Source organism: Nevskia sp. (assembly GCF_021732705.1).
In the GTDB taxonomy this organism is placed as follows: domain Bacteria; phylum Pseudomonadota; class Gammaproteobacteria; order Nevskiales; family Nevskiaceae; genus Nevskia.
On sequence record NZ_JAKFUM010000025.1, the window covers coordinates 1 to 11,251 of the forward strand.

General features: G+C 68.7%; 13 protein-coding genes. 7 read left to right on the forward strand and 6 right to left on the reverse strand.

The window, feature by feature from the left end:
• From QZ951_RS19880 to QZ951_RS19890, 3 genes are all read right to left on the reverse strand, one after another.
• Window positions 1–632: glycosyltransferase family 39 protein (locus QZ951_RS19880; protein WP_293003803.1), on the reverse strand; the 632-nt coding region annotated here is incomplete at its 3' end.
• Window positions 625–1,677, reverse strand: coding sequence for a glycosyltransferase family 2 protein (locus tag QZ951_RS19885; protein WP_293003805.1), 1,053 nt, complete (start codon window positions 1,675–1,677; stop codon window positions 625–627). The genes QZ951_RS19885 and QZ951_RS19880, both read right to left, overlap by 8 nt.
• Window positions 1,678–1,753: 76 nt before the next feature.
• Window positions 1,754–2,386, reverse strand: coding sequence for a TetR/AcrR family transcriptional regulator (locus QZ951_RS19890; RefSeq protein WP_293003807.1), 633 nt, complete (start codon window positions 2,384–2,386; stop codon window positions 1,754–1,756).
• A 161-nt stretch (window positions 2,387–2,547) separates the two neighbouring features.
• On the opposite strand from QZ951_RS19890, the gene gstA reads away from it, so the two are divergent.
• A complete protein-coding gene (gene gstA, locus QZ951_RS19895) occupies window positions 2,548–3,171 on the forward strand; it encodes a glutathione transferase GstA (RefSeq protein WP_293003809.1) in 624 nt (207 codons plus the stop codon).
• 15 nt (window positions 3,172–3,186) lie between these two features.
• The gene (locus QZ951_RS19900; protein WP_293003811.1) at window positions 3,187–3,834 is read left to right on the forward strand and encodes a DJ-1/PfpI family protein; all 648 of its coding nucleotides are present in this window, start codon (window positions 3,187–3,189) and stop codon (window positions 3,832–3,834) included.
• Window positions 3,835–3,841: 7 nt separating this feature from the next.
• Here the strand turns inward: QZ951_RS19900 and QZ951_RS19905 are convergent, their stop codons facing one another.
• Both QZ951_RS19905 and QZ951_RS19910 read right to left on the reverse strand, forming a co-directional pair.
• Window positions 3,842–4,765, reverse strand: a complete 924-nt coding sequence (locus tag QZ951_RS19905) for a lysylphosphatidylglycerol synthase domain-containing protein (RefSeq protein ID WP_293003813.1) — start codon at window positions 4,763–4,765, stop codon at window positions 3,842–3,844.
• A 7-nt stretch (window positions 4,766–4,772) separates the two neighbouring features.
• On the reverse strand, window positions 4,773–5,765 hold the full coding sequence (locus tag QZ951_RS19910) for an NAD-dependent epimerase/dehydratase family protein (protein ID WP_293003815.1): 993 nt from the start codon (window positions 5,763–5,765) through the stop codon (window positions 4,773–4,775).
• 103 nt (window positions 5,766–5,868) lie between these two features.
• Between QZ951_RS19910 and dnaX the strand changes: the two genes are divergently transcribed.
• The 5 genes from dnaX (at window position 5,869) to QZ951_RS19935 (ending at window position 9,793) form a co-directional block, all read left to right on the forward strand.
• A complete protein-coding gene (dnaX, locus tag QZ951_RS19915; RefSeq protein WP_293003817.1) occupies window positions 5,869–7,641 on the forward strand; it encodes a DNA polymerase III subunit gamma/tau in 1,773 nt (590 codons plus the stop codon).
• 114 nt (window positions 7,642–7,755) lie between these two features.
• Entirely contained in the window at window positions 7,756–8,076 is a 321-nt protein-coding gene (locus QZ951_RS19920; RefSeq protein WP_366943998.1) for a YbaB/EbfC family nucleoid-associated protein, read from the forward strand.
• Between the two features lie 28 nt (window positions 8,077–8,104).
• Complete coding sequence (recR, locus tag QZ951_RS19925; RefSeq protein WP_293003821.1) at window positions 8,105–8,704, forward strand: recombination mediator RecR; 600 nt, start codon at window positions 8,105–8,107, stop codon at window positions 8,702–8,704.
• 89 nt (window positions 8,705–8,793) lie between these two features.
• Window positions 8,794–9,231 (forward strand): heavy metal-responsive transcriptional regulator, encoded by a 438-nt coding sequence (locus QZ951_RS19930; protein ID WP_293003823.1) that lies wholly within the window; start codon window positions 8,794–8,796, stop codon window positions 9,229–9,231.
• A 4-nt stretch (window positions 9,232–9,235) separates the two neighbouring features.
• Window positions 9,236–9,793 (forward strand): DUF4396 domain-containing protein, encoded by a 558-nt coding sequence (locus tag QZ951_RS19935; RefSeq protein ID WP_293003825.1) that lies wholly within the window; start codon window positions 9,236–9,238, stop codon window positions 9,791–9,793.
• Between the two features lie 10 nt (window positions 9,794–9,803).
• On the opposite strand, the gene QZ951_RS19940 is transcribed toward QZ951_RS19935, so the two are convergent.
• Window positions 9,804–11,251, reverse strand: a 1,448-nt coding sequence (locus QZ951_RS19940; RefSeq protein ID WP_293003827.1) for a TRCF domain-containing protein, incomplete at its 5' end; no start/stop codon positions are given.

Here is an 11,251-nt window from a genome sequence, read left to right on the forward strand (position 1 = left end):
AGCGGTCGACGCTGCGTGGCGTAGAACACGGCGCTGATGATCACCGGCAGCGCCACGGCGATCGGTCCCTTGGTCAGGAAGCCCAAGCCCATCCACAGGTAGGCGCGCAGCAGGCGAGGGCGTGTCGGCGCCTGCGAGTGCTGGTAGATGTCGAGCATCGCCAGCGCGATCCACAGGTTCAGCATCGCGTCGGCGATGGCCGAATGGCCGATGACGCTGCTCATCACGCTGAGCGCGACCGAACCGGCGGCGAACATCGCGGCATTGCGTGATTGCGTGAAGGCGAATGTGGCGCGGAAGACGGTGAAGAACCAGAGCGTGGCGCACAGCGCCGACGGGAAGCGGAAGCCGAGCTCGGTCTTGCCGAAGACCATCACCGACAGCGCCTGCGCCCAGTAGATGAGGATCGGCTTGTCGTAGCGCGGCTCGCCGTTCAGGGTCGTGGTCAGCCACTGGCCGGTGGCCAGCATCTCGCTGGTGGCCTGACTGAACGCGCCTTCGTCGAGATCGAACAGCGGCACCGCCCACAGGTTCGACCAGAAGCCGACCAGCACCGCGATGAACAGGAAGCCGATCTGGGCGGAGGTCAGGCGCTCGCTTTCGACGCCGGCACCGGAGGCCGGTTCAAGCACGGGCGCGGTCTGCCTCGTCGATCCGCTCGCCCAGCGCCGGCGTCATCGCGGAGGACGGCGACGCGAGCCGCGCCCAACTGTCGGCGCTGCCGCCGGCGGCACCGTCGGCCACGGTCAGCGGGCCTTCCGAGCGCTGGTAGAACACGCGCGACAGCATTTCGGCGACGAGGCCGGTGGTCAGGAACTGGATCGAGAACACCAGCAGCAGCACGGCGATCAGGAACAGCGGACGGCCGCCGATCGACTCGCCGAGCACGAACTTGACGAAGCCGAGCCAGGTCATCGCTCCGGTGCCGACGAAGCCGAGCAGCAGGCCGATCGAGCCGAAGAAGTGCCCGGGCCGCGCCCGGAAGCGCAGGAAGAAGAACACCGTCAGCAGATCGAGCACCACGCGGAACGTGCGCGAGATGCCGTACTTGCTTTCGCCGAACTGGCGCGCGCTGTGGCCGACCGGCGTTTCGCCGATGCGCGTCGGGCTGGTCACCATCGCCGCCCAGACCGGGATGAAGCGGTGCATCTCGCCGTACAGGCGCACCTGCTTGATGACGCTCGCGCGGTAGACCTTGAGGCTGCAGCCGTAGTCGCGGATCTTCACGCCGGTGACGCGGGCGATGAGCCGGTTCGCGAGCTTCGACGGCAGCTTGCGGCTCATCCACGCGTCCTGGCGATTGGCGCGGTAGCCGGTCAGCAGGTCGAGATCGCGTTCGTACATCTCGTCGATCATCCGCGGAATGTCCGCCGGATCGTTCTGCAGGTCGCCGTCGAGCGTGGCGATCACTTCGCCGCGCGCGGCATCGATGCCGGCCTGCATCGCCGTGGTCTGGCCGTTGTTGCGGGCAAAGCGGATGACGCGGACGTGCGGGCCGTACTTCGCCCCTTCGGCCAGCAGTCGCTTGCCGGTGTCGTCGAGACTGCCGTCGTCGACGCAGATCAATTCCCACGGGCCGGAATAGCCGCCGAGCCCTTCATGGACTCGGGCCAGCATCGGCGCCACGTTGTCCTGCTCGCGGTACATCGGAATCACGATCGACAGGCTGTGCGCCATGGTTTTTCGATGCGTTGCAGTGCCTAAGGGACCCGAATCTTAGCATCCGGCCCCGTACGGACTGCCGCTGCCACGCTCAGGCCCGAGGGTCCAGCAGCTGCGTGATCGATGCAGCCGCAAGGGCATCGAGCGCCGCCCGCGATGCGCCGGATCGCGCGCGGATCGCGAGGCTGTGCAGGGTGGCGGCCGCCAGCACGCCCAGCGCCTCGACATCGACCCCGGGCGGCAGTTCGCCGGCGTCGCGCGCCTGGGCGAAGCGTGCCGCGAGCCGGCGATCGATCAGGTCGAGCGTGGCCTGCAGCGCCTCGCGGATCGCTGGCGCTTCCGGCGCCTCGACGGCGGCGGTGCAGATCACGAAGCAGCCGCGCGCGGCGTCGTCGCCTGACTGGTAGATGTCGAGCGCACTGCCGTAGAAGCGGGCGAGCGCGTCGCGCAAGCTGGTCGCCTCCGCCATCGCGGCGCCGACCGTCGCTTCCATCAGGTGGGCGAAGCGGGCGAGTGCGCGCAGGTAGATCTGCTGCTTGTCGCCAAGGGTTGCGTACAGGCTCGGCCGGTTCATGCCGGTGGCCGCGCTCAGGTCGTCGAGCGAGGTGCCGTGATAGCCGCCGGTCCAGAACGCCGCGAGCGCGAGATCGAGGGCCGCGTCCGGATCGACCCGACGGGGCCGGCCGCGCCCGCGTGGCGGGGATATTTTTGTACCGTGTTGCATTTAATTGCCGCGTCCGGTTAATTTATTGCGAGACAGTACAAAAAACGCGGCCGGACCGCGAGTCCCAGCCGCCAGCCGCCAGCCGCCAGCCGCCAGCCGCCAGCCGCCAGCCGCCAGCCGCCAGCCGCCAGCCGCCACCGCCGACACTCGAGGAGACCCTGATGGACCTGTACTTCGCACCGCTGTCCTGTTCTCTGGCCACCCGCATCGCGCTGTACGAGAGCGGTCAGTCGGCCGGCTTCCATCAGGTGACGCTGTCGACCAAGCGCACCGCGTCCGGCGCCGACTATCTGGCGATCAATCCGAAAGGGCAGGTGCCGGCGCTGGTCTGCGACGACGGCGAAATCCTGACCGAGGGCAGCGCGGTGCTGCAGTACGTGGCCGATCGCGCACCCGACTCGGGCCTCGCTCCGCCGGCCGGCGCGTTCGACCGCTACCGGCTGCAGCAATGGCTGAACTACATCGCGGCCGAAGTGCACAAGCAGGTGTTCTACACGCTGTTCAGCCCGGCGGTGCCGGCCGAGGCCAAGACCTTCGCCCGCGAGGTCGCACTGCCGGCGCGCTTCGATCATTTGTCTGCGCACCTGAAGGACCGCGCCTATCTGGTCGGCGATCACTTCACGGTAGCGGACGCCTATCTGGTCACCGCGCTGAACTGGACGGCACCCGCCGGCGTCGACCTGAAGCGCTGGCCGGTGCTCGCCGACTGGCATGCGGTACAACTGAAACGTCCCGCCGTCGCCCGCGCCGTCGGCGAGGAATTCGCGCTGCGCGCCGCTGCCTGATCCGGAGAATCGACCATGAAGATCGTTGCCCTGCTGTACCCGCAGATGACCCTGCTCGACCTCGTTGGCCCGATGCAGGTCTGGAGTTTTCTGCCGGGTGCGGAGATCCAGTACGTCTGGCGCGAAAAAGGCCCGGTCATCACCGACTGCGGCCTGCCTGTCGTCGCCACCCATGATTTTTCCGATGCTGCAGCCGAGCCGGACGTGCTGTTCGTCGGCGGCGGTGCCTACGCGACCCTGGCGCTGCTCGGTCAGCCGGATGTGCTGGCCTTCGTCGCCGCGCGCGGCGAGCGGGCGAAGTGGGTGACCAGCGTCTGCACCGGCTCGCTGATCCTCGGCGCGGCGGGTCTGCTGCGCGGCTACCAGGCCGCGTGTCACTGGGGCGCGCGCGAGCAATTGTCGAATTTCGGCGCGATCCCGTCCGGGGAGCGGGTCTGCATCGACCGCAACCGCATGAGCGGCGGCGGCATCACGTCGGGCATCGACTTCGGCCTGACGGTGGCCGGGCAGTGGGCCGGCCAGGACGTCGGCAAGATGCTGGAGCTGATCATGGAATACGCGCCGGAGCCGCCGTTCGGCAGCGGTCGGCCGGAGCTGGCCGATGCAGCAACCCGCGCGCGGGCCGACGCCCTGCTGGCAGCGGCGATGGCCGCGCCCGCCTGAAACCGGCTCAGCGCCGGGGCGTGGCCAGCCAGGCCAGCGCCCCGGCGATCAGCGCCGTGGTCAGCACCAGCAGATGCAGGTTGACGGCGGCCGCCAGCAGCGGGCCGAGGTCGGCAGCGCCCGAAGCCGGCGCCAGCAGCGCCATCGCCCCGGCTTCGTAGGTGCCGAAGCCGCCGGGCGCGTGCAGCGGCAGCACCGTCGACAGATCGCCACCGATGGCGCCGAGCGTGCCGGCCAGCGGCGACACCGTCGCCAGCAGGCCGAGCACGATGCCGAGCGCCGCCAGCTTCACGCCCCAGGCGGCCCAGGTCAGCGTCAGGTCCAGCGCCAATGTCGCCGGTTGCGTCGGCAGACCGGCCAGCGCTTTGGCGATCAGCCCGGCGAGCTTGCCGCTGCGCGCCGAGAACTTCCGCTGCAACGGCGCGCGCAGCGCGTACAGGATCAGCGGCGAGGCGGCAGCGCCGGCGGCGCCGAGCCAGACCAGCTGCGACAGGCCGGCCACCGGCGCCAGAAAGCCCGAGGCCGCGCAGGCGGCGGCGACGGTCGCCAGCACATGCAGATCGAGCAGCCGCAGCCAGAACAGCGTGCCGGCGGCCTGCGCCAGATCGATGCCGAACCAGCGCCGCATCAGCACCGGGAAGCTGACCTCGCCGGCCCGCGCCGGCAGGATCAGGTTCAGCGCGTTGTTGATCAGGATCAGACGCAGGCAGGCGAACCAGGCGCCGCGTGGAATTTCCTTTTCCGCCAGATAGATGCGAGTGCCGCGCAGCGCGTAGCTGGCGAGCATGCCGGTGATGGCCAAGGCGATCGTGGTCGGCGCGATCTGGCCCCACGGTGCCAGCAGCCGAGCCCAGCCCCAGTAGTGTTCGACCGCATAGCCGAACGCGGCGAGGACGCCGACATTCAGCGCCAGCCCGATGCTGCGCGTCATCTGCCGATCAGGGTTGCACGGCCAGCCAGTCGGCAAACCGCCGCAGCCCGGTCTCGAAGTCGGTGGCCGGCTCGTAGCCGAGCAGCGCCTGCGACTTGCCGATGTCGGCCCAGGTCCGGCGCATCTCGCCCGGCTGCCAGTCCTGCCAGTCGATCTTCGCATCGACGTTCAGCACCTTCTCCATCAGCCGGATCATGTCGAGCAGGCCGATCGTGCGGTTGTTGCCGAGGTTGAACACCTCGTACTTCGCCTGCGCCGGATCGCTGGCGAAGGCCATCGCCGCGCGCACGCCGGCGACGATGTCGCCCCAGTACGTGAAATCGCGCTCGGACGAGCCGTCACCGTAGACCGGAATCGTCTTGCCGGCCTGCATCAGTCGCGCGAACTTGTGGATCGCCAGATCCGGCCGCTGGCGTTCGCCGAACACGGTGAAGAAGCGCAAGGCCACGAAGCGCAGCCCGAAGGTTTCAGCGTAGACGTAGCCCATCTGCTCGTTGGCGAGCTTGGTCGAGGCGTAGGGGTTGATCGGCGTCAGGCCGAGATCGGCCTCGCGCCACGGCAGCCGCGGGCAGTTGCCGTAGACGCTGGAGGAGGAACCGAACACGAACGGCTTGATGCCGTGCGCCTGCGCGAAGCTCAGCAGGTTCTGGGTGCCGATGACGTTGGTCATCTGGTAGCCGAGCGGGTCGGTCAGCGAATTGCGCACGCCGGCCTTGGCCGCGAGGTGGACGATCACGGTGTACTGATCGTTCAGCAGCGCGTCGAGCTTGGCGCCATCGCGAATGTCGGCCTCGACCAGCCGATAGCGCGGGTGCGCCAGGTGCGCCGCGATGTGGCGACGCTTGATCGCTTCCGGGTAGTACGGATCGAAATTGTCGATCACCGTCACCTGCCAGCCGTCGGCGAGCAGGCCATCGACCAGATGACTGCCGATGAAGCCGGCGCCGCCGGTGACGAGGGCGTGGCCGGGGGACAGCGGCGCGGGAAGCGAAACGGTCAAGGCGGGGCACTCCGGTGGCAGAGCGCGGAGTTTACGCGCTCGCTTGGCGCGCCTCGTCGCCATCCGCGACAATGCCGCTCCCCTGCATCGAACCCCGATTCCGATGAGCTATCTCGCGCTTGCGCGCAAATGGCGTCCGCGCCGCTTCGAAGACGTGCGCGGCCAGGGCCACGTGGTCAAGGCGCTGACCCATGCGCTCGACGGGGATCGCCTGCATCCGGCGATCCTGCTGACCGGCACGCGTGGTGTGGGCAAGACGACATTGGCGCGCATCATCGCCAAGGGCCTGAACTGCCAGACCGGCGTCAGCGCCAACCCCTGCGGCGTCTGCTCGGCCTGCAAGGAAGTCAACGACGGCCGCTTCGTCGACCTGCTGGAAATCGACGCCGCGTCGAACACGGGTGTCGACAACATCCGCGAGCTGATCGACAACGCCCAGTACTCGCCGGCGCGCGGCCGCTACAAGGTCTACCTGATCGACGAAGTCCACATGCTGTCGAAGGGCGCGTTCAATGCGCTGCTGAAGACGCTGGAGGAACCGCCGCCGCATGTGAAGTTCATCCTGGCGACGACCGATCCGCAGAAGCTGCCGATCACCGTCCTGAGCCGCTGCCTGCAGTTCAACCTGAAGCGCCTGAGTGTGGCGATGATCCGCGACAACCTCGCCGACATCCTGACCCAGGAAGGGGTCGAGTTCGAAACGGCCGCGGTCGCCGAACTGGCGCGCGCGGCCGATGGCTCGATGCGCGACGGCCTGTCGCTGCTGGATCAGGCCCTGGCCTTTGCCAGCGGCGCCAAGCTGGCGGTCGAACCGATCGAGGAAATGCTCGGCACCGGCGGTCGCCGCAACCTGTTCGACCTGATCGAAGCGCTCGGCCGTCACGATGGCGAGGCGCTGCTCGGCGCGCTGCGTCGGCTCGACGAATCGGCGCCGGATTTCCACGCGCTGCTGAATGATCTTGCGATGGTGCTGCAGCGGCTCGCGGTGCTGCAGCTGCTGCCGGCGGCGGTCGACGAGGACGATGACCCGCGGCTGCTGCCGATGGCCGAGACCATTGCCGTCGATGACGTGCAGCTCTGGTACCAGATCGCCGTGCTCGGTCGGCGCGACCTCCCGTACGCGCCGGATCCGCGCCTCGGTTTCGAGATGACGGTGCTGCGCATGTTCGCGCTGAAATTCGACGACAGCGGCGCCGGTTCTGGCCCAGGGTCAGGTGGGAGCGGCCAGGGTGCGAAGGCGATGTCGACCGCGGCGGCACCGGCGGCGCGCGGCGGGGTTTCGGCCGCGGCCGCGCCGGCACCGGCACCGGCGTTGGCGCGGGCAACGGTGGCCGCACCGGCCGCGCACAGCGGCGACATCGTGCTGCCGACGGCGCCGAAATCGCCGCAGCCGCAGCCTCCGCTGGCGAAGCCATCGATCACGGCTGCCGCCGCACCGGTCGCCGCCGCGGCGAAGCCGAAAGCGCCAACCGCGTCGCCCGCCGCGACCGAATCGCCGTGGGCGAAACTCATCGACGAACTCGGCTTCGACGGCATGACGCGGCAGTTCGCGCGCCACTGCGCCTGGCTGTCGCAGGCCGATGGCGTGGTCCGCTTCGCGCTCGATCCGCGCGCCAAGCACCTGATGAACGAGGAGCGGCGGGCTGCGGTGGAGACGGCGCTTTCGGGCAAGCTCGGCGCAGTGCGCGTGCAGGTCGACATCGCCGAAAGCCCGGACGTGCTGCACCCGGCCGCCGCCGACGAGCAGCGGCTGCTCGGCCGCCAACGCGATGCCGAAAAGGCGATCGAGCACGATCCGACCGTGATCGGCTTCCGCACCCTGTTCGGCGCCACCGTCCGGGCGGGCTCGATCCAGCCGATTGATCCGTTCAATTGATCGGATGACCCGACGCCGACCGTGCGATCCGCTGCCGCTTGAACGGCGACAATCCGCCACGAATTCCCACGCCGGGCGCGCACGCGCGCGCCGGTTTGCCAACGAAGGAGAACGATGATGAAGGGTCCACTCGCGCAGCTGATGCAGCAGGCGCAGAAAGCGCAGGAAACCATGAAGCAGGTTCAGGCCGAGATCGCCGCCGCCGAAATCACCGGCATGTCCGGCGCCGGCATGGTCAAGATCACCCTGAACGGCAAGCATGAAGCGAAGAAGGTCGTGATCGACCCGGAAGCGCTGAAGGAAGACAAGGAATTCCTCGAAGACCTGATCGCCGCCGCGATCAACGACGCCGCGCAGAAGCTCGAACGCCACTCGGCCGAAAAGATGAGCAAGGTCACCGCCGGCATGAACCTGCCGCCGGGCATGAGCTTCTGATTCCGGATCCGCCGACGCGAACCGCCCGATGGCGATCTACACCCCGCGCCTGACCCGCCTGATCGACGCGCTGCGCCGCTTGCCCGGCGTCGGCCCAAAGTCGGCGCAGCGTATGGCCTTCCATCTGCTCGATCGCGACCGGGATGGTGCTGCGTTCCTGACCACCACCCTGGCCGAGGCGCTGACCGGCATCGAGCGCTGCCCGAGCTGCCGGATGTTCCGCGAGGACGCCCGCTGCGCGTACTGCGGCGATACCCGTGTGGCGACCGGCCAGCTGTGCGTGGTCGAGCATCCGGCCGACCTGATCGCGGTCGAGAACACCGGCGGCTACCGCGGCCGCTACTTCGTGCTGATGGGGAAACTCTCGCCGCTCGATGGCATCGGCCCTGCCGAACTCGGGCTCGACAATCTTGCGGCCCAGCTCGCCGAGGGCACGGTGCGCGAGCTGATCATCGCGATCAATCCGACCGTCGAAGGCGAGGCCACCGCCTACTACCTGGCCGAACTGGCGCGCGCCAAGGGGGTTGCCGTCACCCGCATCGCCCACGGCGTGCCGATGGGCGGCGAGCTGGAATACGTCGACGGCGGCACCCTGGCGCGGGCCCTGAGCGGACGGCTGCCGGTCTGAGCGGCAGCCCGGGCAGCGGCCGACGAACGGCCTTGACCCTGAAGTAGAGTCCAGACCGGAAGCTGCGCGCCGAGTCTGGAGAATCCGCGATGTCCCCGAACCTGATCCGCACCACCACCATCGGCGCTGCCGCGAAGGCCGCCGGTGTCGCGGTCGATACCGTGCGCTATTACGAGCGTGCCGGCCTGCTGCCGGCCGCCGCGCGCAGCGAGGGCGGCTACCGGCTGTACACGAAATCGGACGTCGAACGCCTGCGCTTCATCCGCCAGGCCAAGGCGCTCGGTTTCACGCTCGACGACATCGCCGGCCTGCTGCAGTTGCAGGATGGCGGTGGTCCGCGCGAGCAGGTGCGGGCAACCGCGCGGGCGCGGATCTCCGAACTCGACCGCCGCATCCGTGAGCTGACCGCGATCCGCGACGCCCTCGTCGCGCTCGAAGGTCGGTGTCACGGCAGCGGCACCGTCGCCGGCTGCCCGATCATCGAAGGCGTGCAGTCGGTTTCCCTGAGCCCGAGTCCGGAGTCCTGAAGCCATGTCCGTCCAAGTCCCGCTGCATCCTGCCCAACCCACGGCCGCGAAGTCCGACTGCTGCCACGCCGCCGCTGCGCCGGCGAAGGCCAGTGCCCATCAGCATCACCAGCATCACGGTGCGGCTGGCAGCGCGCCGGTGTCGCGGCTGCGACTGACTACTGCCGCGACCCTGCACTGCCTGAGCGGCTGCGCGATCGGCGAGTTCATCGGCCTGGCGATCGGCGTCAGCCTCGGTCTCGATCCGTGGACGACGATGGCGCTGGCCACCGCGTCCGGTTTCGCCAGCGGCTACACGCTGGGCCTGTTGCCGCTGGTGCGGCAGGGCATGCGCTGGTCGGCGGCCTTCGCCACGCTGTGGCTGGGCGAGACGATCTCGATCGCGGCGATGGAGCTGGCGATGAACGTCACCGACTATCACGTCGGTGGTCTCACCGCGGCTTCGGTGTTCAGCCTGCGCTTCTGGGCCGGCTATGCGGCGGCGCTGCCGGCCGGATTCCTGGTCGCCTGGCCGGTCAACTACTGGCTGCTGCGGCGGCAGATCAAGCAGCCCTGCCACTGAGCCATCGCGATCAGGCCTTGGCAGGCACCGTCATCAAGCGCCCGAGCAGCGCCGTCAGCAACGGCGAGCGCTGCGCCGGGTCTTCGAGTTCCTTGGCGGTGATGGTCAGCCGCTTCTGGCCTTCGAGCTTGTAGACCCGCGGCTGGGTCTGGATCAGCTTGATCAGCTTGACCGGCTCGATCGCAGGCTGCGGGCCGAAGTCGAGCATCGCGGTCTTGGCGCCGGCGCGGATCTTGGTGATGCCGGCGGTCTCGCCAAGCTGGCGCAAGAGGGCGGCTTCGCACAGACGCTCGGCCTGTGGCGGCAGCAGCCCGAAGCGGTCGATCAACTCGACCTTCAGCTCTTCCAGCTCGTCCTCGGTCTTGGTCTCGGCGATCCGCTTGTACAGCACCAGACGGCTATGGACATCCGGCACGTAGTCGTCCGGGATCAGTGCCGACGAGCCAAGATCGACTTCGCACGGTGCCTGGCCGAACGGCGCATCGGCGATCCGGCCGTGGCGCAGCGCGCGCACCGCGTTCGCGAGCATCTCGGCGTACATCGTGAAGCCGATTTCCTCGATCTGGCCGCTCTGGTTCTCGCCGAGCAGTTCGCCGGCGCCGCGGATTTCCAGATCCTGCGTGGCGAGTGCGAAGCCGGAGCCGAGTTCGCCCAGTTCCTCGATCGCCTGCAAGCGCTTGTTCGCGTCGTCGCTCAACGAGCGCCGCGACGGCACCAGCAGATAGGCGTAGGCGCGGTGATGGCTGCGGCCGACACGTCCCCTGAGCTGATGCAGCTGGGCGAGGCCGAGATGATCGGCCCGGTCGATCAGGATGGTGTTGGCGTTCGGCACGTCGATGCCGGACTCGATGATCGTCGTGCAGACCAGGATGTTGAAGCGGCCGTGGTAGAAATCGAGCATCACCTGCTCGAGTTCGCTGGCGCGCATCTGGCCGTGCGCGAACCGCACCTTGCCTTCCGGCACCAGCGCCTGGATCTCGCCGGCGAAGCGCTCGATGTCCTTGACTTCGTTGTGCAGGAAATACACCTGACCGCCGCGGCGCAGTTCGCGCAGGCAGGCTTCGTAGACCAGCGCCGAATCCCACTCAGAGACGAACGTGCGGATCGCCAGACGCGTGCTCGGCGGGGTGGCGATGATCGACAGATCGCGCAGCCCGGCCATGCTCATGTTCAGGGTGCGCGGGATCGGCGTCGCGGTCAGCGTCAGCAGGTGCACCTCGGCGCGCAGGTTCTTGAGCTTTTCCTTGTGGCGCACACCAAAACGATGTTCCTCGTCGACGATCACCAGGCCCAGATCGGCGAAGCGGACGTCGTCCTGGATCAGCCGATGGGTGCCGATGACGATGTCGACCTGACCCTTGGCCAGATCGTCGAGCAACTGGTTCTGCTCCTTGCCGGTGCGCAGCCGCGACAGGCCGGCGATGCGGATCGACGGCGTGCCGGCCGGCTCGCCGATCG